General features: G+C 67.2%; 15 protein-coding genes and 1 tRNA gene. 13 read left to right on the forward strand and 3 right to left on the reverse strand.

Translation table 11 applies throughout. The features are described 5' to 3' along the window. The first annotated feature begins 10 nt into the window (after window positions 1–10). From lgt to B2869_RS04985, 5 genes are all read left to right on the forward strand, one after another. Complete coding sequence (gene lgt / locus B2869_RS04965; RefSeq protein ID WP_292763377.1) at window positions 11–1,039, forward strand: prolipoprotein diacylglyceryl transferase; 1,029 nt, start codon at window positions 11–13, stop codon at window positions 1,037–1,039. 143 nt (window positions 1,040–1,182) lie between these two features. Continuing rightward, window positions 1,183–5,706, forward strand: a complete 4,524-nt coding sequence (gene gltB / locus B2869_RS04970; RefSeq protein ID WP_292763659.1) for a glutamate synthase large subunit — start codon at window positions 1,183–1,185, stop codon at window positions 5,704–5,706. Then, on the forward strand, window positions 5,699–7,165 hold the full coding sequence (locus tag B2869_RS04975) for a glutamate synthase subunit beta (RefSeq protein WP_021200592.1): 1,467 nt from the start codon (window positions 5,699–5,701) through the stop codon (window positions 7,163–7,165). The genes gltB and B2869_RS04975 overlap by 8 nt, the downstream gene beginning before the upstream one ends. A gap of 58 nt (window positions 7,166–7,223) precedes the next feature. Further along, a complete protein-coding gene (gene pyk / locus B2869_RS04980) occupies window positions 7,224–8,672 on the forward strand; it encodes a pyruvate kinase (RefSeq protein ID WP_021200591.1) in 1,449 nt (482 codons plus the stop codon). Window positions 8,673–8,751: 79 nt separating this feature from the next. Continuing rightward, a complete protein-coding gene (locus B2869_RS04985; protein WP_292763380.1) occupies window positions 8,752–9,438 on the forward strand; it encodes an esterase/lipase family protein in 687 nt (228 codons plus the stop codon). A 22-nt stretch (window positions 9,439–9,460) separates the two neighbouring features. Here B2869_RS04985 and B2869_RS04990 read toward each other — a convergent pair whose 3' ends face one another. Continuing rightward, the gene (locus tag B2869_RS04990; protein WP_292763382.1) at window positions 9,461–10,720 is read right to left on the reverse strand and encodes an alpha/beta fold hydrolase; all 1,260 of its coding nucleotides are present in this window, start codon (window positions 10,718–10,720) and stop codon (window positions 9,461–9,463) included. Window positions 10,721–10,803: 83 nt separating this feature from the next. Further along, a tRNA-Leu gene (locus B2869_RS04995) sits at window positions 10,804–10,886 on the reverse strand. A gap of 100 nt (window positions 10,887–10,986) precedes the next feature. Here B2869_RS04995 and B2869_RS05000 point away from each other — a divergent pair. Next, window positions 10,987–11,607, forward strand: a complete 621-nt coding sequence (locus B2869_RS05000; RefSeq protein WP_017830602.1) for an ANTAR domain-containing response regulator — start codon at window positions 10,987–10,989, stop codon at window positions 11,605–11,607. A 2-nt stretch (window positions 11,608–11,609) separates the two neighbouring features. Next, the gene (locus tag B2869_RS05005; protein WP_292763388.1) at window positions 11,610–12,185 is read left to right on the forward strand and encodes a GNAT family N-acetyltransferase; all 576 of its coding nucleotides are present in this window, start codon (window positions 11,610–11,612) and stop codon (window positions 12,183–12,185) included. Here B2869_RS05005 and B2869_RS05010 read toward each other — a convergent pair. Then, window positions 12,160–12,588 (reverse strand): hotdog fold thioesterase, encoded by a 429-nt coding sequence (locus B2869_RS05010; RefSeq protein ID WP_292763390.1) that lies wholly within the window; start codon window positions 12,586–12,588, stop codon window positions 12,160–12,162. The two genes, B2869_RS05005 and B2869_RS05010, sit on opposite strands and share 26 nt — an antisense overlap. A 45-nt stretch (window positions 12,589–12,633) precedes the next feature. On the opposite strand from B2869_RS05010, the gene polA reads away from it, so the two are divergent. Genes polA through B2869_RS05040 form a run of 6 tightly spaced genes read left to right on the forward strand, consistent with a single transcriptional unit; the run spans window position 12,634 to window position 21,042 of the window. Next, window positions 12,634–15,267 (forward strand): DNA polymerase I, encoded by a 2,634-nt coding sequence (gene polA, locus B2869_RS05015; protein WP_029259238.1) that lies wholly within the window; start codon window positions 12,634–12,636, stop codon window positions 15,265–15,267. A gap of 41 nt (window positions 15,268–15,308) precedes the next feature. Continuing rightward, a complete protein-coding gene (locus B2869_RS05020; RefSeq protein WP_136024897.1) occupies window positions 15,309–16,985 on the forward strand; it encodes a DUF885 domain-containing protein in 1,677 nt (558 codons plus the stop codon). 54 nt (window positions 16,986–17,039) lie between these two features. After that, window positions 17,040–18,074: an LLM class flavin-dependent oxidoreductase gene (locus B2869_RS05025; protein ID WP_021200584.1), complete on the forward strand. Its 1,035-nt coding sequence runs from the start codon at window positions 17,040–17,042 to the stop codon at window positions 18,072–18,074. A gap of 47 nt (window positions 18,075–18,121) precedes the next feature. Then, complete coding sequence (locus tag B2869_RS05030; protein ID WP_292763394.1) at window positions 18,122–19,474, forward strand: MFS transporter; 1,353 nt, start codon at window positions 18,122–18,124, stop codon at window positions 19,472–19,474. 34 nt (window positions 19,475–19,508) lie between these two features. Next, window positions 19,509–20,264, forward strand: coding sequence for an SGNH/GDSL hydrolase family protein (locus B2869_RS05035; RefSeq protein WP_292763396.1), 756 nt, complete (start codon window positions 19,509–19,511; stop codon window positions 20,262–20,264). Between the two features lie 31 nt (window positions 20,265–20,295). Next, window positions 20,296–21,042 (forward strand): formylglycine-generating enzyme family protein, encoded by a 747-nt coding sequence (locus B2869_RS05040; RefSeq protein ID WP_292763398.1) that lies wholly within the window; start codon window positions 20,296–20,298, stop codon window positions 21,040–21,042. Window positions 21,043–21,069: the final 27 nt, after the last annotated feature.

Consider the following 21,069-nt stretch of genomic DNA (forward strand, 5'->3'; position numbering starts at 1 on the left):
AATCGCACTCATGTCACTCGCGCTCCACAGCACCTTCACGAACGTGCTCGCCAGCATCCCGAGCCCCACGGTCTCCTATTGGGACGTGTGGCCTGGCATCCGGATCCACTTCTACGCGCTCTGCATCATCGCCGGCATCATCGCCGCGACGCTCCTGACCAACCGCCGTCTCACGAAGCGCGGAGCGGAGCCGTGGGTCGTGATCGACATCTCGATCCTGGCCGTGCCCCTGGCGATCATCGGTGCGCGCATCTTCCACGTGCTGACCCACCCGAACGACTACTTCGGGGAGGGGATCAACACCTGGAACCCCTTCCAGCCCGGCTCGGTGTGGGCGATCTGGGAGGGCGGAATCGCGATCTTCGGCGCCCTCATCGGCGGTGCCATCGGTGCGTACCTCGGGTGCCGTTGGACCGGTATCCGCTTCTGGACGTTCGCCGACGCCCTGGCCCCCGGCCTGCTGTTGGCGCAGGCCATGGGCCGCTTCGGCAACTGGTTCAACAACGAGCTCTTCGGTCTTCCCACGGATCTGCCCTGGGGGCTGGAGATCCCGTCCACGAACTCGGCCTTCCCCCCGGGGCTGCCCGAGGGCACGCTGTTCCACCCGACCTTCCTCTACGAGGTTCTCTGGAACGGACTGGGAGTCATCGTCCTGCTCTGGCTCGGCCGCAAGCTCTTCTTCCAGTGGGGCCGTCTGTTCGCCATCTACCTGATCTGGTACAGCGCCGGCCGCATCGTCTGGGAGTCGATCCGCATCGATCCGAGCGAGATCATCCTCGGCCTGCGCAGCAACGTCCTTGCCGCGATCATCGGCGTCCTCGTCGGTCTCGCGATCCTCATCGTCCAGACACGTCGACACCCCGGACTCGAGCCTTCGCCGTACCAGCCGGGCCGCGAACGGACGGACGTGGACGCTGATGTACAATCGCAGAACAATCCCTCTGACTTCGTGGACGTGAGCGAGCCTCCGACCGAAGAAGTCACCGCAGGAGCCACCGCCACAAGCACTGCTCCCACGAGCGAGGACGGCTCTCGATAACGCCGCCTCGTGGCGGGAGAACCATTGCACTGAACGAGCGGGCCGACGTCGTCCCCGGGTTTCACTCGAAGATCTGAGGACGGTAACTGGTGTACTTCCAGCCCCCTTACGGCGCCTCCGGCGCATACCCCCCGAAGCAGGGCATGTACAACCCGGCGTTCGAGAAGGACGCCTGCGGCCTCGCCATGGTCGCGACCCTGCGCGGCGAAGCCGGGCACGACATCATCGCGTTGGCCCTCGAGGCCCTGCGCAACCTGGAGCACCGCGGAGCCATCGGCTCGGATGCGGGCACCGGGGACGGCGCCGGCATCCTGACGCAGATGCCCGATGCGTTCCTCCGCGCCGTCGTCGGCTTCGAACTGCCGCCCGTGGGGGAGTACGCGGCCGGACTGGCGTTCCTGCCCCGCGATTCGAGCGAGCGCCGCCAGCAGAAGGCCGGGATCGAGAAGATCGCCCGCTCCGAGGGCCTCCGGGTCCTCGGCTGGCGCGACGTCCCCACCGCCAACGAGAACCTCGGCAAGCTCGCCGATGAGGCCCGTCCTGCCTTCGAGCAGCTCTTCGTGAGCGCCGGAGGGGCGACCCACACCGATGCGCCGCTCACGGGCATCGCCCTCGACCGTGTCGCCTACCGGCTGCGCAAGCGCGCCGGTCACGAACTCGGCGCCTACTTCGTCTCGCTCTCGGCGCGCACGCTCGGCTACAAGGGCATGGTCACGACGCTCCAGCTCGAGCCGTTCTACCCCGACCTGCAGGATGAGCGCTTCGCGTCCGAACTCGCCGTGGTGCACTCCCGGTACTCCACGAACACGTTCCCCTCGTGGCCGCTCGCGCAGCCTCTGCGCATGCTCGCCCACAACGGTGAGATCAACACGGTCGGAGGCAACCGCAACTGGATGCGCGCCCGCCAGTCTCAACTCGAATCCGAACTGCTGGGCGACATCACCCCGCTCCTGCCCATCTGCACCGACGGTGCCAGCGACTCGGCCTCGTTCGACGAGGTGCTCGAACTGCTGACCCTCACCGGCCGCAGCCTGCCGCACGCCATCATGATGATGGTTCCTGAGGCCTACGAGAAGCAGGCCGACATCACACCGGAGCTGCGCTCGTTCTACGAGTACCACTCCAACCAGATGGAACCGTGGGACGGCCCTGCCGCCCTGATCTTCACCGACGGCACGCTCGTCGGTGCCACGCTCGACCGCAACGGCCTGCGCCCTGGACGCTGGACCGAGACGACCGACGGGCTCGTGGTCATCGGCTCCGAGACCGGCGTGCTGCAGTTCGAGCCGGAGCGCATCAAGCGCCGTGGTCGCCTGCAGCCCGGGAAGATGTTCCTCGTCGACACCGCGCAGCGCCGCATCGTCGAGGACAGCGAGATCAAGCACGACCTCGCCACGATGCACCCGTGGCAGGAGTGGCTGGACGCCGGTGCCGTGCGTCTTGCCGAGCTGCCGGAGCGCGAGCACATCGTGCACCCGCCGGCATCGATCACTCGCCGTCAGCGCACCTTCGGCTACACCGAGGAAGAGGTCCGTATCCTCCTCACCCCCATGGGGCAGACCGGCGTCGAGCCGCTCGGCGCCATGGGATCGGACACGCCGATCGCTGTGCTGAGCAAGCGTCCGCGGCTGTTGTTCGACTACTTCACGCAGCAGTTCGCGCAGGTGACCAACCCGCCTCTCGACTCGATCCGCGAAGAGGTCGTGACGAGCCTCAAGCTGGGCCTCGGCCCGGAGAGCAACCTGCTGTCGTGGGGTCCGGAGCACACCCGCACGGTCTCGCTCGACTTCCCGGTGATCGACAACGACGAGCTCGCGAAGATCCGCCACATCGACAAGGCCATGCCCGGCCGGTCGAGCGCGACCATCCGGGGTCTGTACCACTTCGATGCCGGGCCCCAGACGCTGCAGGACCGGCTCTCCGAGATGTGCGCAGAGGTGGACGAGGCGATCGAGAACGGCGCCGAGTTCATCATCCTGTCGGACCGCGACTCCAACAAGGACCTCACCCCGATCCCGTCTCTCCTCATGGTGTCGGCGATCCATCACCATCTCATCCGGCGCGAGAACCGCATGAAGGTCGGTCTCATCGTCGAAGCGGGTGACGTCCGCGAGGTGCACCACGTCGCGACGCTGATCGGCTACGGCGCCTCCGCCGTCAACCCGTACCTCGCTATGGAGACGGTCGAGCACCTCGTGCGCACCGGCTACATCAACGGCATCACGCCCGAGAAGGCGGTCAAGAACCTGATCTACGCGCTCGGCAAGGGCGTGCTCAAGATCATGTCGAAGATGGGCATCTCCACGGTGTCGTCGTACGCGGGCGCTCAGGTGTTCGAGGCGGTCGGCCTCAGCCAGGAGTTCATCGACGCGTACTTCACGCGCACCGAGTCCAAGCTCGGCGGTATCGGCATCGAGGAGATCTTCGCCGAGAATCAGGCGCGCCACGACTACGCGTATCCCGAGGATGCGGCCGCACGTGCGCACGAGCGTCTGTGGACCGGCGGCGAGTACCAGTGGCGTCGGGACGGTTCTCCGCACCTGTTCAATCCGGAGACGGTGTTCAAGCTGCAGCACTCGACCCGCACACGGCGGTACGACATCTTCCGCGAGTACACGAAGCTCGTCGACGAGCAGGCCGCAGAGCTGAAGACCCTGCGCGGACTCTTCACCCTGCGCACCGGCACACGCAAGCCCGTGCCGCTCGACGAGGTCGAACCGGTGTCCGCGATCGTCAAGCGGTTCTCCACGGGGGCGATGAGCTACGGCTCGATCTCCCGGGAAGCGCACGAGACCCTTGCGATCGCGATGAACAGCATCGGGGCCAAGTCGAACACGGGCGAGGGTGGCGAGGACCCCGATCGGCTGGTCGACCCCGAACGCCGCAGCTCGATCAAGCAGGTCGCCTCCGGACGCTTCGGTGTCACGAGCCTCTACCTCACCGAGGCGGACGACATCCAGATCAAGCTCGCGCAGGGTGCCAAGCCCGGCGAGGGAGGTCAGCTGCCCCCGACCAAGGTGTACCCCTGGGTGGCACGCACGCGTCACGCGACCGCCGGGGTGGGCCTGATCTCGCCGCCGCCGCATCACGACATCTACTCGATCGAAGACCTCAAGCAGTTGATCTTCGACCTGAAGAGGGCGAATCCCGAGGCACGCATCCACACCAAGCTGGTGAGCCAGTCGGGTATCGGTGCGGTGTCGGCGGGTGTCGCGAAGGCACTGAGCGACGTCATCCTGGTCTCCGGTCACGACGGGGGAACGGGGGCCAGCCCGCTGAACTCGCTCAAGCACGCGGGTACGCCGTGGGAGCTCGGTCTCGCCGAGACGCAGCAGACGCTCATGCTCAACGGCATGCGCGACCGTGTGGTCGTGCAGGTCGACGGGCAGCTCAAGACCGGTCGCGATGTGATCATCGGAGCCCTGCTGGGAGCCGAGGAGTTCGGCTTCGCCACGGCTCCGCTCGTGGTCAGCGGCTGCATCATGATGCGTGTATGCCACCTCGACACCTGCCCGGTGGGCGTCGCGACCCAGAACCCGGTGCTGCGCGAGCGGTTCACGGGCAAGCCCGAGTTCGTCGTGAACTTCATGGAGTTCATCGCGGAGGAGGTGCGCGAGCTCCTCGCCGAACTCGGATACCGCTCGATCGACGAGATCGTCGGCCGTGCCGACCTCATCGAGGTGAACGCCGCTGTCGAGCACTGGAAGGCCGAGGGGCTCGACCTCACTCCGGTGCTCGAAGGACCGGTGTTCCCTGCGGGTGAGCCGCGTCGCAGCGGGCGCACACAGGATCACGAACTCGAGAAGCATTTCGACGTGCAGCTCATCGACATCGCGAAGGGGGCGCTCCTCAACGGCGAACCCGTCGTGGTGGAGCTGCCCATCGCCAACACCGAGCGCGCCGTGGGCACGATGCTGGGTCACCAGGTGACCTCGCGGCACGGGGCGGCGGGTCTGCCGCAGGGCACGATCGACGTCACGCTGCAGGGCACCGCCGGACAGTCGCTCGGCGCGTTCCTGCCGCCGGGGATCGTGCTCCGCCTCGAGGGCGATGCGAACGACTACGTCGGCAAGGGGCTGTCCGGCGGCGACATCACGATCCGCCCGCCGCGCGGCTCCGCTATCGCTCCGCACGAGAACGTGATCGCCGGCAATGTGATCGGCTACGGCGCGACCTCGGGGACGATGTTCATCTCGGGCGTCGTCGGCGAGCGCTTCCTCGTGCGCAACTCCGGTGCGACCGCTGTCGTCGAGGGCGTGGGTGACCACGCTCTGGAGTACATGACGGGTGGTCTGGCCGTGATCCTCGGGTCCACCGGACGCAACTTCGGCGCCGGCATGTCCGGGGGAGTGGCGTATGTGCACGCGCTCGACACGAGCAAGGTGAACGCGCAATCCCTCGGGAGTGGAGAGCTGCTGCTCGAACCGCTCGATCGAGCGGATCTCGAGGTGCTGCGCAGCCTGCTGGTCGCGCATGTCGAGCGCACGGCGTCGCCGTTGGCCTCATCCTTCCTCGAGAGCTTCGAGGAGACCGCTGCAGAGTTCGTGAAGGTGCTGCCTCGTGACTTCGCCGCTGTGCGGAGCATGCGCGAGGAGGCGCTGGCCGAGGGGATCGACCCCGACGGCGACATCGTGTGGAACCGCATCCTGGAGGTGACCGGTGGCTGATCCCAAAGGCTTTCTGAAGGTGACCGAGCGGGAACTCCCCGCACGACGTCCGGTGCCGGTGCGCATCATGGACTGGAAAGAGGTCTACGAGCCCGGTGACAAGCAGGTGCTCCGTCGACAGGCCGGCCGTTGCATGGACTGCGGTGTGCCGTTCTGCCACCAGGGGTGCCCGCTCGGCAACCTGATCCCGGAGTGGAACGACCTGACGTGGCGCGGTGAGGGTCGCGCGGCGATCGAGCGTCTGCACGCCACGAACAACTTCCCTGAGTTCACGGGACGGCTGTGCCCTGCGCCGTGCGAGAGCTCGTGCGTGCTCGGCATCAACCAGCCGGCCGTGACCATCAAGCAGATCGAGGTCTCGATCATCGACGAGGCGTTCGCGAAGGGCTGGGTCGAACCCGAGCCGCCGGAGCGCCTGACGGGCAAGACCGTCGCTGTCGTCGGATCGGGACCGGCGGGTCTCGCCGCCGCGCAGCAGCTCACCCGCGCCGGGCACACCGTCGCGGTCTTCGAGCGTGACGACCGCATCGGAGGTCTGCTCCGCTACGGCATCCCCGACTTCAAGATGGAGAAGACCCAGCTCGAGTCGCGTCTTCGTCAGATGCAGGAGGAGGGCACCCGCTTCCGTGCCGGTGTCGAGATCGGCAAGGACATCTCCTGGCCCGATCTGCGCGCGCGGTACGACGCGGTCGTCATCGCCACCGGCTCGACCGTGCCGCGTGACCTCGCCATCCCCGGCCGTGACCTCGACGGGGTGCATTTCGCCATGGAGTACCTCGTGGAGTCGAACCACGCGGTCGCGGGAGACAAGGTCGCCGACCAGATCAGCGCCGAGGGCAAGCACGTCATCGTGATCGGCGGCGGTGACACCGGAGCGGACTGCATCGGCACCGCTCACCGTCAGGGCGCACTCAGCGTCACCAACCTCGCGATCGGCAAGCAGCCGGGTGACACGCGTCCCGACCACCAGCCGTGGCCGATGATGCCGACCGTGTTCGAGGTCTCGTCTGCGCATGAGGAGGGCGGCGAGCGGGTCTTCCTCGCATCCACCGTCGAGTTCCTCGGCAACGAGGTCGGCGAGGTCCGAGCGCTGCGTGTGGCGGAGACGGAGTACGTCGACGGTCGTCGCGTGCCCAAGAGCGGCACCGAGCGCGAGATCCCGGCCGACCTCATCCTGATCGCGATGGGATTCACCGGTCCCGAGCAGGGCGGATACACCGAGGACACGCTTCCGCAGGTGACCGACCGGGGTGCGTTCCGTCGCGACTCCTCGTACGAGTCGACGGTTCCCGGCGTGTTCGTGGCCGGTGACGCCGGACGCGGACAGTCGCTCATCGTGTGGGCCATCGCTGAAGGGCGTGCGGCGGCGGCGAACGTCGACCGGTTCCTGATGGGCACCACCGTGCTCCCCGAGCCGGTGCGCCCGAGTGATGTCGCGATCGGTCTTCAGCCCGCGTAGGCTGAGGCCGGCACCGTCGCCTGATTTACCTTCCCCCACTTCTACCCTGGAGAAATCTTTGAGACGCGCGAAAATCGTCGCCACCCTGGGCCCCGCCACCTCCACCTATGAGACGGTGCGCGCACTGATCGATGCGGGGGTGGATGTCGCTCGACTGAACCTCAGCCACGGCGACTACTCCGTGCACGAGAACAACTACGCCAATGTGCGTCGTGCCGCAGAAGACGCCGGCCGTGCCGTCGCCATCCTCGTCGACCTGCAGGGTCCGAAGATCCGTCTCGGCAAGTTCGAGAACGGCCCCTACGAACTCGCCAAGGGCGACATCTTCAAGATCACCACCGAAGACATCATCGGCAACAAGGACATCAGCGGGACGACCTTCAAGGGTCTGCCGCATGACGTCAAGCCGGGAGACTTCCTCCTGATCGACGACGGCAAGGTCCGGGTCGAGGTCGTCGAGACCGACGGCGTCACCGTCACGACCAAGGTCATCGTCGCCGGTGCCGTGTCCAACAACAAGGGCATCAACCTGCCCGGCGTCGCCGTCAACGTCCCCGCGCTGAGCGAGAAGGACGAAGACGACCTGCGCTGGGGTCTGCGCATCGGTGCCGACCTGATCGCCCTGTCGTTCGTGCGCAACGCCGCCGACGTCGAGCGTGTGCACGAGATCATGGCGGAAGAGGGCGTCCGCGTCCCTGTCATCGCCAAGGTCGAGAAGCCGCAGGCCGTCGACGCGCTCGAAGAGATCGTCGACGCGTTCGACGCGATCATGGTCGCTCGTGGCGACCTCGGTGTGGAACTTCCGCTCGAGGCCGTGCCGATCGTGCAGAAGCGCGCCGTCGAGATCGCGCGTCGTATGGCCAAGCCGGTCATCGTCGCGACGCAGATGCTCGAGTCGATGATCAGCAGCCCGGTGCCGACCCGCGCCGAGACCTCGGATGTCGCGAACGCCGTGCTCGACGGCGCGGACGCGGTCATGCTGTCGGGTGAGACCAGCGTCGGCGACTACCCGGTGGTCGTCGTCGAGACCATGGCGCGGATCATCGCGTCCACGGAAGAGCACGGCTTGGAGCGCATCGCGCCCCTCACGACCAAGCCCCGCACCCAGGGTGGTGCCATCACGCTTGCTGCTCTCGAGGTCGCCGAGTTCGTCGACGCGAAGTTCCTCTGCGTGTTCACGCAGTCGGGCGACTCCGCGCGTCGTCTGTCGCGCCTGCGCTCGCGCATCCCGATGATCGCGTTCACGCCCGAGCCGGGCATCCGTCGCCGTATGGCTCTGACCTGGGGCATCCGTTCGACCCTGGTCGACATGGTGCAGCACACCGACCTGATGTATCACCAGGTCGACGAGTATCTGCTCGGTAACGGTCTCGCCGAGGAAGGGGACAAGGTCGTCGTGATCTCCGGCTCCCCTCCCGGAATCGTCGGATCGACGAACGACCTTCGTGTGCACAAGGTCGGCGACGCGATCCGCGGTGCCGCCCCCATCTACAAGGCCGGCGTCTGACGGACAGCATCCAGAGGGGGCGAGACTTCGGTCTCGCCCCCTCTGTCATGCGCATCGGGTAGTTTTCACTCATGGAGCCGTGGTGTCGTCGGAGGAGCCCGTCATCGGCGTGCTGAAAAAAGCGGGGTGGTGGATCGCCGACTACGTGTACGCCGGGTACTGGCAGGTGCGCGCGATGTTCGACCGCACCGATCCGGCATCCTTCGCATCCGGGAGTGCTGCGCACATCATCGTCCTTCCGGGCGTCTATGAGACGTGGCGGTTCCTGCAGCCGCTCGTCGCCGCCATGCACGACCGCGGGCATCCGGTCCACATCGTCGATACGCTTCACCGGAATCAGCGACCGGTGGCGGACATGGCGCGGGCTGTGGAGGCGTTCCTGACGGAGAACGGGCTCGACGATGTGATCCTCGTCGCCCACAGCAAAGGGGGTCTCGCGGGAAAGGTCGTGATGACGGGTCCCGCGGGCGAGCGAGTGCGTTCGATGCTCGCGATCGCGACCCCGTTCGGGGGTTCGCGCTATGCCCGGCTCATGCTGTCGCGGACTCTGCGGGAGTTCTCACCGGAAGACCCGTCGATCGTGAGCCTCGCGCAGCAGCTCACGGTGAACGAGCGGATCGTGTCGGTCTATGCGGCGTTCGACCCCCATATCCCGGAGGGGAGCGAACTCGCCGGAGCCAAGAACGTCCGCCTCGACACGGGCGGGCACTTCCGGATCCTCGCGAATCCTCGCGTCCTGGCGGAACTCGCCGTTCTCGCGGAGTAGCTCCCCGTCGAGAAGCAGAAGGTCACCGGCAGCCGTCCGACGGAGGGCGGTCTCCGTCCAGCGTCGGGAGCCAGAGCAGCAGGTCGGGCAGGGCGGCATAGGCGGCGAGGCCGTGGGTGACGTCAGGATAGCGGTGGAACGTCACCTCGGCGTTCTGCGTGCACAGCAGCTTCACGTAGCCCTCGGTCGCGCTCGGCAGTACGAGTTCGTCGGCTTCTCCCTGGCCGACGAAGACGGGCACTCCGATGGGACTGTTCCCCGCACTGTTCTCCCGCAGCATCGTCTGCCACGGCTCGGTCGTGGCGGGGTCGCTCCGAACATACCCGCCGACCAGCGGGTCGGCGATCGCGTGGATCTCCTCGTTCTGCGTGAGCAGGCACAGCGCGGCCATGTCCGGCGTCGCCTTCAGCCCGGCGGGCGTGAGGATGTCTGTGATCTCCGTGGCGCCGTACTGCTCGGCGTAGGCGGCCTCGTAGGCCGGGACGGCGAAGGAGGCGATCGTGACGCCGGAGAGGTTCACGATGTCGTCGGTCATCAGAGCGTTCAGGTTCGCTGCGGGGGCCGCCACAGCGACACCTTCGATCGTGAGCTCGTGCGCGTACTCCGCTGCACGTTCCGCAGCGAAGAGCACAGCCTGCCCGCCTTGCGAGTGTCCCCACAGCACGACCCGGTCGCTCACGTGTGCGTCGTCGATCCGTCGCGCCGCCCGGACGATGTCGAGCACACTGTTGGACTCGGGCACGCCGAGCAGATACGACGACGCGCCTTCGACGCCGAGCCCCGGATAGTCGGTGGCCACGACCGCGTAGCCCTCGGCGAGCAGTTCATGCATCCCCTCGATGTACTGGAACGGATCCAGGCCGCGTGAAGGCGCACACGTCGATGCCGCACCGGTGGTGGGATGGCCCCAGGAAATCACGGTGCGTCCGCCCTCGGGAGCAGGCCCATCCGGGACGATCACCACGCCGGAGACCGGGATGTCTGCCCCCACGAGATCGCGAGAGTGGTAGATCACGCGCCACGCGACGGTGCCCACGGGTGCGCTCTCGATCGACTCGATGCGGATGATCTCGCCCGGATCTTCCCGGGGCGGGGGAGAGGGGAGGGTGTAGAACGCGGGATCCGCTCGGGCTTCGTCCTGCTCGGCGAGGGCTCTCCGTGTCACCTCGGCGGCGAGGAGCATGAGAGCCACGGCGAGGACGACGCCGATGACGATGAGGGCACGGCGTCGACGTCGCGGACGTGCAGCGTGTGCGGCAGGCAGCTCGTCGCCTCTGTGCATAAGGACTTTCTAGCGCACGGGGCCGTTTCGAGGGAGAGGACCGGCGGGCGCGGAGGAGACGACGGAGGTAGTCTCATCGAGGGTGCCGGCGGTGGGACTCGAACCCACACGCCCTTTCGGACAAAGCATTTTGAGTGCTCCGCGTCTGCCATTCCGCCACGCCGGCTCGTGTGTCGCGTCTACGACTTTAGCGCAGACGAGGCGCGTGAACGTCCGCGCCGAGCGCCTACGGCCTGTGGACAGGGGCACTCCACTAGGATGGTTGTGTGACAGAGCAAGAAGAGCAGGCTGAGCAGCCCACGTCATCCGCACCCCGACGCGTCGTCGTCGCCGAAGATGAGTCGCTGATCCGTCTCGACATCGTCGAGATCCTCCGCGACAACGGCTTCGATGTCGTCGGTGAGGCCGGTGACGGAGAGACCGCTGTCGCTCTGGCGACCGAGCTGCGTCCCGACCTGGTCATCATGGACGTCAAGATGCCTCAGCTCGACGGCATCAGTGCCGCCGAGAAGCTGCACAAGGGCAACATCGCCCCCGTCGTCCTCCTCACGGCATTCAGCCAGAAGGAACTCGTCGAGCGTGCCAGCGAGGCGGGTGCTCTCGCGTACGTCGTGAAGCCGTTCACCCCGAACGACCTCCTGCCCGCGATCGAGATCGCGCTGGCCCGCCACGAGCAGATCATCACGCTCGAGGCTGAGGTCGCCGACATGGTCGAGCGCTTCGAGACCCGCAAGCTCGTCGACCGCGCCAAGGGCCTCCTCAACGAGAAGATGGGCCTGAGCGAGCCCGAGGCGTTCCGATGGATCCAGAAGGCGTCCATGGACCGCCGTCTGACGATGCAGGACGTCGCCAAGGCGATCATCGAACAGCTCGCTCCCAAGAAGTAGCGGTGGACGCCGGGATCCTCCGGCTCGATACCGAGCACATCCTGCGGCCCGTACGGCGGGGCGATGGCGCTGCGCTCTCGCGCGCCTATCTCGCGAACCGCGAGCATCTCGCACCGTGGGAACCCACCCGCAGCGAAGCGTTCTTCTCCGTCGACTCGCAAGAGCAGCATGTGCAGCAATGCGTGGATGATGCGGCCAGTGGCCGCAGCATCCGCTTCGTCATCGAATCCGATGACGGAGAGATCCGCGGACGGATGAACATCAACAACATCGTCCGTGGCGCGTTCTGGAGCGCCGACCTCGGATACTGGGTCGACAGGTCGAGGCTGCACCGTGGGCTCGCGAGCCGCGGGGTCGCGCAGATCATCGAGTACTCGCGCGCAGAACTGCGCCTCCATCGGCTGCAGGCGGCGACGCTGCTGCACAATCTCGGGTCACAACGGGTGCTGCTCGGAAACGGCTTCGAGCGCATCGGTATGGCGCCGAAATACCTCCGCATCGCGGGGGAGTGGCAGGACCACCTGCTGTTCCAGCAACTGCTGGAGGAACCGCTCAGCGCTCGGCGGGAAGGTCCTTGATCATGTTGGTGATGCGGATCGTCGAGCAGCGGCGCCCCTGATCGTCCGTGACCACGATCTCGTGAACGGTGATGCTCCTGCCCAGGTGCACGGGCGTGCACACTCCCGTGACGACGCCCGAGGTCGCCGAACGCGTGTGCGTCGCGTTGATGTCGACACCGACGGCGAGTCGGCCGGCACCGGCGTGCAGGTTCGCCGCCATCGATCCGAGGGATTCCCCGAGCACCACGTAGGCGCCGCCGTGCATGAGTCCCACCGGCTGGGTGTTGCCTTCGACGGGCATGGTCGCGACGCAGCGCTCGACGCTGAACTCGACGAACTCCATGTCCATCTTCTCGGCCAGAGCACCCATTCCACGGGCCGCGGCCCAGTCGAGTCCCTCGCTCATCGCGACGTCGCTCATGCATCCTCCTCAGCGGGTGTCTGTCGTCCTCGTTAGGCTGACAGGGTGACGGACTCCGCAAAGCCTACCCTCATGGTCGTCGACGGCCACTCGCTCGCCTATCGTGCCTTCTTCGCCCTCCCGGTCGACAATTTCACGACCAAGGACAATCAGCACACCAACGGCATCTACGGCTTCCTGTCGATGCTGGTGAACCTCATCAAGGCCGAGCAGCCGACGCATCTGGCGATCGCCTTCGACACCTCGCGTCATTCGTTCCGCACGGATGAGTACCCGGAATACAAGGCGACGCGGTCGGAGTCGCCGCAGGAGTTCAAGGGTCAGATCCCTCTCCTTCAGGATTGCCTCGCCGCCATGTCCATCCCGGTCCTGACGAAAGAGGGGATCGAGGCCGATGACATCCTCGCGACCCTCGCGTCGCAGGGCGCGGAGCAGGGCTTCGAAGTGCTCGTCGTCTCCGGCGACCGCGACACCATCCAGCTCGTCAACGACGATGTCACTCTGCTGTACCCGTCGGTGCAGGGTGTCTCCCAGCTCAAGCGCTACGACCCGTCCACCGTTCAGGAGCGCTACGGGGTGCGACCAGAGCAGTACCCCGACATCGCGGCACTCGTCGGGGAGACGAGCGACAACCTCCCCGGCGTTCCGAAGGTCGGCGAGAAGACCGCGGTCAAGTGGCTCACGCAGTTCGGCTCGCTCGATGAGCTGATCGCCCGTGCCGATGAGATCAAGGGCGTGGTCGGCGGCAACCTCCGCGAACACATCGAGGACGTCCGTCGCAACCGCAAGCTCAACCGCCTGCTCACCGACGTCGAGCTTCCGGTCGGCCCCGCCGATCTCGCGGTGGCACCGATCGATCCGCAGGCTGTGCGTGACATCTTCGCGCGCCTCGAGTTCCGCACCCTGTTGCCTCGCGTCTTCGAGGCCGTGGGCGCAGGCGAGGTCGCCGACGACCCCGCATCCGTTGTCGTCCTTCCCGTCCCCGCTGAGGTGACGCCGACCGACCTCGCCACGTGGGCCGCGGCTCAGGAAGGCGACGTCTCTCTGCGCATCACGACCCAAGGCGGGGTCCCCGTGCGCATCGGTGCCGCCACGCTGACCGAGCTCCGCGAGACCGACTGGGCAGACGCCGCCGCCGAAGCGTTGCGCGGATGGATCGAGTCCGATGCGCCGAAGGTGCTCCACGACGCGAAGCCGCAGGTGAAGGCGCTGATCCGCCAGGGCATCCGCCTCGGCGGGCTCGCCTACGACACGAGCCTGGCTGGCTGGCTGCTGCGCCCCAGCTTCCCCGACAAGACGCTCTCCGATCTGGTCGAGCGCTACCTCGGCGAGAAGCTTCCCGAGGCCGATCCGACGCAGCTCGTCCCCGAGACGGAGGGGGCCACCCCGTCGCAGGAGGCATGGTTCGCGCTTCGCGTCGCCGATGCGCTTCGCGAAGACATCCCCGAGCCGGTCGCCGCGGTCCTGGTCGACATCGAGCTCCCGACACTGCTCACCCTCGCCGATATGGAGGTCGCGGGCGTGGCGGTTTCTCACGACGTGCTGTCGACATTCTCCGGTGAGCTCGCCACCCGAGCCGAAGGGCTTGCGCAGGAGGCGTTCTCCGTCGTGGGACGGGAGTTCAACCTCGGCTCGCCCAAGCAGCTCCAGGAGGTCCTGTTCGAAGACCTCCAGCTCCCCAAGACCCGCAAGACCAAGACCGGCTACTCGACGGATGCCGCGGTGCTGGCCGACCTGCAGGAGAGCAATCCCCATCCCTTCCTGAGCCTTCTGCTGCAGCATCGCGAAGCCACAAAGCTGCGCCAGATCATCGAGTCGCTCGACACGGCCATCGGCGACGACCACCGTGTGCACACGACCTATGTGCAGACCGGAAGCCAGACCGGTCGTCTCTCCAGCACCGATCCGAACCTGCAGAACATCCCGGTGCGCACCGAGGAATCTCGCCGCATCCGCAGTGCTTTCGAAGTCGGCGAGGGGTACGAGTCTCTGCTCACGGCTGACTACTCGCAGATCGAGATGCGCATCATGGCGCACCTGTCCGGTGACGAAGGATTGATCGAAGCGTTCAACAGCGGAGAAGACCTTCACCGCTTCGTCGGCGCGCGGGTGTTCGGCGTCGAGCCGAGCGACGTCACTGCGGCCATGCGCACCAAGGTGAAGGCCATGTCGTACGGTCTCGTCTACGGCCTCTCCGCCTTCGGTCTCTCCAAGCAGCTGCGTATCGAGCAGTCTGAGGCCAAGCAGCTCATGGTCGAGTACTTCGCACGTTTCGGCGCCGTGCGCGACTATCTGCGGGCCTCGGTGATGAAGGCGAAGGAGGTCGGCTACACCGAGACGATCTTCGGTCGCCGTCGCCCGTTCCCTGACCTGGCGAGTCCGAACCGGGTGCTGCGCGAGAACGCCGAGCGTGCGGCGCTCAACGCTCCGATCCAGGGCAGTGCGGCCGACATCATGAAGATCGCGCTCCTGCATATCCACGACGATCTCCGGTCCGAGCAGCTCTCCTCTCGCGTGCTGCTGCAGATCCACGACGAACTCGTGGTCGAGGTCGCTCCGGGGGAGTGGGATGCCACGGAGCGGATCGTGCGCGCCCGGATGGGGGATGCGGCCGAGCTCTCGGTGCCGCTCGACGTGCAGGTCGGACGCGGCCGCGACTGGAACGAAGCAGCGCACTGAGACCCGGCGGCGAGAGGGGGTCGGGGATTAGGCTGACAGCTATGACTTCAGCTCCCCGCACTCCCTCCGCCATCGACGCCGTCGCCGATGAATGGGTCGACACGATCGCGGTACTGGCGCCCACTCTCGGGACCTACATCGGCCGCGACGAGGTGAACGATCGCTTCGGTGACCTGAGCCCCGCGGGGCATGAAGAGATCGCCGCTGCGACTCGCGCGACGCTCGACAGGCTCTCGGCCCTCGAGCCCGTCGACGCGATCGACGAGGTGACCAAGACCGACCTGGGCGCGGAGCTGCGTCTCGATCTCGAGTTGCACGACGCGAAGTGGCATCTGCGTGATCTCAACGTCATCGCCTCGGCGGCGCAGGATGTGCGCGCGGCCTTCGACCTGATGCCGACCGCGACCGTCGAGAACTGGGATGTGATCGCGACGAGGCTCGCCGCTGTTCCCGACGCCCTCCGTGGCTACGTCGAGACGCTGCGCACCGGTATCGCCGAGGGGGTGACGCCGGCACGTCGTCAAGTGATCGAGGTCGCGACGCAGATCGACCGTTACACCGCGGATGACGGATTCTTCGCCGCGTTCGTCGCGGAGGCCGACCCCGAAGAAGGTCAGCTGCCTGCCTCGCTCGCGCGTACTCTCGCCGACAACTCCGCCGCCGCACGCGTCGCGTACGACGAGCTGCGCCGCTTCCTCGCGGAGGAACTCGCCCCCGCCGCCGGAGAGGTCGACGCCGTCGGACGCGACCTGTACGCGCTCAACTCCCGTCGCTTCCTCGGTGCGACGATCGACCTCGACGAAACTTACGAGTGGGGCCGCGAAGAGCTCGCGCGCATGGTGGCGGAGCAGACCGCGATCGCGAATGAGATCCTGCCGGGGGCCTCCGTCGAAGAGGCCGTGGCCCACCTCGAAGCCGACCCTGCCCGCAAGCTCGTGGGCACCGACGCTCTCCAGAAGTGGATGCAGGAGACGAGCGATCGCGCGGTCGCCGAACTCGGAGCCTCCCACTTCGACATCCCCGAGGCGATCCGCACGCTCGAGTGCATGATCGCGCCCACCCAGGAAGGTGGCATCTACTACACGGGCCCGACCGACGACTTCTCGCGTCCCGGTCGTATGTGGTGGTCCGTTCCCGAGGGCGTCACGGAGTTCGACACCTGGCGAGAGCTCACCACCGTCTTTCATGAGGGCGTGCCGGGCCACCACCTGCAGATCGCCCAGGCCGTGTACAACCGGGCCGAGCTCAACTCCTGGCGCCGGCTGTTGGCCGGCACCTCGGGCCACGCCGAGGGGTGGGCCCTGTACGCCGAGCGTCTGATGGAGCAGCTCGGCTACCTCGACGATCCCGCCGATCGACTCGGCATGCTCGACGGGCAGCGTATGCGGGCGGCCCGTGTGGTGCTCGACATCGGCGTACACCTGGGCAAGCCACGTCTCGATGGCACGGGAGTGTGGGATGCGGAGTACGCACTCGACTTCATGCGTCAGAACGTGAACATGTCGGATCAGTTCGTGCAGTTCGAGGTGAACCGCTACCTCGGCTGGCCGGGGCAGGCTCCGTCGTACAAGGTCGGTCAGCGCATCTGGGAGCAGGTGCGTGACGGCGTCCGTGCGGCGGAGGGCGACGCCTTCTCCTTCAAGGGCTTCCACAAGCGCGCGCTCGACATGGGTGGGGTCGGCCTCGACACGCTGCGCAGCGCGCTGCTTCCGCGCTGACGGGAATGCGGTTCGATCGCCGCGTGTTCATTCACCTGAATAGAGAGGGATGACATGGGCATCGAATTCGGGCTGGACACCTTCGGGGACATCACGAGGGACGCAGACGGAGAGCTCCTCACCGGAGCGCAGACCATCCGCAACGTCGTGGAGCAGGCAGAGCTCGCAGACACGGTGGGAGTGGACTTCTTCGGGGTGGGGGAGCACCACCGCGCCGAGTTCGCGGTGTCCGCGCCGGAGATGGTGCTGGCCGCGATCGCGGCTCGCACGGAACACATCCGATTGGGCACCGCGGTGACCGTGTTGTCCTCCGACGATCCGGTACGCGTGTTCGAACGCTTCTCGACGCTGGACGCGCTTTCGGACGGTCGCGCCGAGGTCGTTCTCGGGCGCGGATCCTTCATCGAGTCTTTCCCCCTGTTCGGCTACGACCTCCGCGACTACGACGCACTGTTCGAGCAGAAGCTGGAGCTCTTCGTCGAGCTGCTCAAGGAAGAGCCCGTGACGTGGTCGGGCACGATGCGGGCGTCGCTCGACAACGCGAATGTGTTCCCCAAGACCGAGAAGGGCCTGCGTACCTGGGTCGGTGTCGGTGGAAGCCCGGAGTCCGTCGTGCGCGTCGCGCGTCACGGCCTGGGGCTGATGCTCGCGATCATCGGGGGACCGGCGGCGCGGTTCAAGCCCTTCGTCGACCTGTACCACCGCTCGGTGGCGTCGTTCGGCACGACCTCGCACCCCGTCTCCGTTCATTCCCCGGGCCACATCGCCGAGACCGACGCGGAGGCCTGGGACGCGGCGTACTCCGGATTCGAGGCGATGAACAACACCATCGGCCGTGAGCGCGGCTGGCCGGCATACAGCCGCGCGCGTTTCCAGAACGATGTCGGTCCGGAAGGGGCGATCTACGCGGGCTCACCGGATCGAGTCGCCGCGAAGATCGCCGACACGATCACGACCTTGGGTCTCGGCCGCTTCGACCTGAAGTACGCCACGGGCACACTGTCGCACGAGTCGATGATGCGCAGCATCGAGCTGTACGGCACGGAAGTGATCCCTCGGGTGAAGCGGATCCTCGGCGCGCAGGACTGACGATATCGCGTGCGGGGCGTCCGGCGCTCGGCTCTACGATGAGGAGCATGGCCAACACCGCCCTGCCGAGCCGCTCATCGCTGGCCGAGCGCCTGGACGTCCTGCCGTTCACGCGTCGACACCTCCGGCTGCTCACCGGATCCGGGCTCGGATGGGCCCTGGACGCGATGGATGTCGGTCTGATCTCCTTCATCCTCGCGGCCCTCACGCAGCAGTGGGGACTGACCAAGGGCGAGGCGGGGTGGATCGCCTCGGTCGGTTTCATCGGGATGGCCATCGGTGCGACGCTCGGCGGTCTGCTGGCCGATCGCTTCGGTCGCCGCCAGGTGTTCGCTCTCACCCTGCTCGTGTACGGCATCGCGACCGGGGCCAGCGCGCTCGTCGGCGGAATCGCGGCACTCCTCGTGCTGCGATTCCTCGTCGGGCTCGGCCTCGGTGCCGAGCTCCCGGTCGCGTCGACGTACGTGAGCGAGTTCGCTCCTGCCCGAATCCGCGGTCGTCTGATCGTCGCGTTGGAGGCCTTCTGGGCGCTCGGATGGACGGCAGCCGCCGTCATCGGGTTCCTGGTCATCCCGGCGTCCGACGACGGTTGGCGCTGGGCCTTCGCGCTCGGCGCGATTCCTGCCGTGTATGCACTGTTCGTGCGGTGGCGGATGCCCGAGTCTCCGCGATGGCTCGCCTCGCGTGGGCGCATCGCGGAAGCTGATCGCATCGTCTCGGCCTTCGAGGCTGATGCCGGTGTGGGGACGCCCCCGGCCATTCGGAAGGAGCCGGCGTCCCGCGCGATCGCGGTCACGGCTCGGGCCCGCCTCGCCACGCTCTGGAACCCCGAGTTCCGCCTGCGCACCCTCTGCCTCTGGGTGGTGTGGCTGGGCGTGAACTTCGCCTATTACGGCGCGTTCATCTGGATTCCGAGCATCCTCGTGGACGCCGGGTTCGATCTCGTCCGCTCGTTCGGATTCACACTGATCATCACGCTCGCGCAGCTTCCGGGATACGCGGTCGCCGCGTGGCTGATCGAGGTCTGGGGGCGGCGGCTGACCCTGTCGGTGTTCCTTCTGGGGTCGGCCGTCTCGGCTGTGATCTTCGGCACGGCCACGACCGAGGGAGCGATCATCGCTGCGGGCATGGCTCTGTCCTTCTTCAACCTGGGTGCCTGGGGCGCGCTGTACGCCGTCACGCCCGAGATCTATCCGACGTCGTTGCGGGGAACGGGCGCGGGCTGGGCCGCCGGGGTCGGCCGCATCGCATCGATCGTGGCGCCGCTTTCCGTACCGGTCCTTCTGATCGCCGGTGGGGCTCCGCTGCTGTTCGCCGTGTTCGGCGTGTGCTTCCTCGGTGCGGCCGCCGCGGCATGGGGGCTCGTCGATCGGGGTGGTCAGGCTCTCGACGACCGTTGACGCGGCGCGTCGTGAGCCGCAATAGGCTGGGACGATGGCAGATGTGCGGTACGTGGCGATCGGCGACTCGTTCACCGAGGGGGTCGGTGACGTTCTTCCGGATGGGCGGGAGCGCGGCTGGGCCGATCTCGCGGCCCAAGGCTGGGCGGACGCGGCGGGCCACTCCATCCAGTACGCGAACCTCGCGATCAGGGGCAAGCTCGCCTGGCCGATCGTCGAGCAGCAGCTCGAACCCGCGCTCGCCCTGCGCCCGACGCATCTCTCCTTCAACGGCGGTGGCAACGACATGCTGCGCCCGCGCACCGATGTCGAGCACATCGCCGATGCCTTCAGCCGAGTGCTGCGTCGGTGCGATGAGGAAGGCGTGACCATGATCCTGCTCTCGGGTGCCAATCCCAGCGGGCAGCTCCCGATGGGCTCCCTCGTCCAGCGGCGGGGCGATCTGCTCTCCGACGCGGTGCTCCGGCGGATCGAAGAGCGCCCCGACGTGGTCCGAGCACTCAATTGGCCGGATCGTGAGCTCTCGCGCGGTGCGTACTGGGCGGATGACCGTCTGCACATGAACGCGGCGGGTCACCACCGTGTCGCTGCCCGCGTGCTGCACGCGCTCGGCTTCGAGCCCCCGGCGACATGGTGGGCCCCGAATGATCGACTGGGTACCGGGCCATCGGGGCTCGCCTACTACCGGGAGTTCGTCGGTCCCTGGGTCCGCCGACGCGTGACGCGCACCTCGTCGGGCGATGGCCGTACGGCGAAGTACCCGTCCTGGGTCGAACGAGTGCCCTCGTGATGCGAAGCGGTTCCTCGGTTGCGGGGGATCGGTGAGCGACTTCGAATTGGCGCGTATACCCGCCGGTGTCCTGACGCTGCACGATGCGCGTCGTGACGAGCGGCGTGATGTGACACTCGAGCCGTTCCGGATCGGTGTGTATCCGGTGACCGAGGAACAGCTCACCGAGGTGCTGGGCATCCCGGTGCGCCATCCGCGTCGCCCCGCCGCCGACCTCAGTTGGTTGCGCGCGATCCACTTCTGCAACGCCGCATCCGAATGGGAGGGCCTGGATCGGGTCTATCTGTTCGATGGCGAGGAGGTGACCTGGGACACGACCGCCGACGGGTACCGGCTCCCCACCGAAGCGGAGTGGGAGTTCGCCTGCCGCGCCGGGTCGACAGGTCCGCACTATGCGCCTCTTGCCGATGCGGCATGGACGAGTGCGGACGGGGTGTCCTCTCCGCAGGACATCGGCGGCAAGCTGCCGAACCTCAACGGTCTCTTCGACACGCTCGGCAACGTCTGGGAGTGGTGCTGGGACCTGTTGGATCCCGCCCGTTATGACGACTACCGCGTCTTCCGCGGCGGCGGGTTCGCCGACGACGCGTGGAGCGTGCGGGCATCGGTGCGTCGCGGGGGCGCGCCGCGCATGCATCACGAGGATGTCGGGCTCCGACTGGCGCGGGGTGCGTTCGACACGGCCGACAGTGCACAGGGCTGGTCCGCGCGCGCGGACCGCGAACGTGCTGTCCGGAATGGACCGTTGCCTTCCGGATGGACGCCTCGTCGGAGCTGAGACGCCGGTACCGCGCGGCCGCCGTGT

Source organism: Microbacterium sp. UBA3486, assembly GCF_002377845.1.
GTDB classification, from domain to species: domain Bacteria; phylum Actinomycetota; class Actinomycetes; order Actinomycetales; family Microbacteriaceae; genus Microbacterium; species Microbacterium maritypicum_A.

Excerpts from the sequence above, each read along its gene's own strand:
- lgt (WP_292763377.1), top strand. The coding sequence starts at position 11 with ATGTCACTCGCGCTCCACAGCACCTTCACGAACGTGCTCGCCAGCATC.
- gltB (WP_292763659.1), top strand. The coding sequence starts at position 1,183 with ATGTACAACCCGGCGTTCGAGAAGGACGCCTGCGGCCTCGCCATGGTC.
- B2869_RS04990 (WP_292763382.1), bottom strand. The coding sequence starts at position 10,720 with ATGCACAGAGGCGACGAGCTGCCTGCCGCACACGCTGCACGTCCGCGA.
- B2869_RS05010 (WP_292763390.1), bottom strand. The coding sequence starts at position 12,588 with ATGAGCGACGTCGCGATGAGCGAGGGACTCGACTGGGCCGCGGCCCGT.
- B2869_RS05020 (WP_136024897.1), top strand. The coding sequence starts at position 15,309 with ATGACTTCAGCTCCCCGCACTCCCTCCGCCATCGACGCCGTCGCCGAT.
- B2869_RS05025 (WP_021200584.1), top strand. The coding sequence starts at position 17,040 with ATGGGCATCGAATTCGGGCTGGACACCTTCGGGGACATCACGAGGGAC.
- B2869_RS05030 (WP_292763394.1), top strand. The coding sequence starts at position 18,122 with ATGGCCAACACCGCCCTGCCGAGCCGCTCATCGCTGGCCGAGCGCCTG.
- B2869_RS05035 (WP_292763396.1), top strand. The coding sequence starts at position 19,509 with ATGGCAGATGTGCGGTACGTGGCGATCGGCGACTCGTTCACCGAGGGG.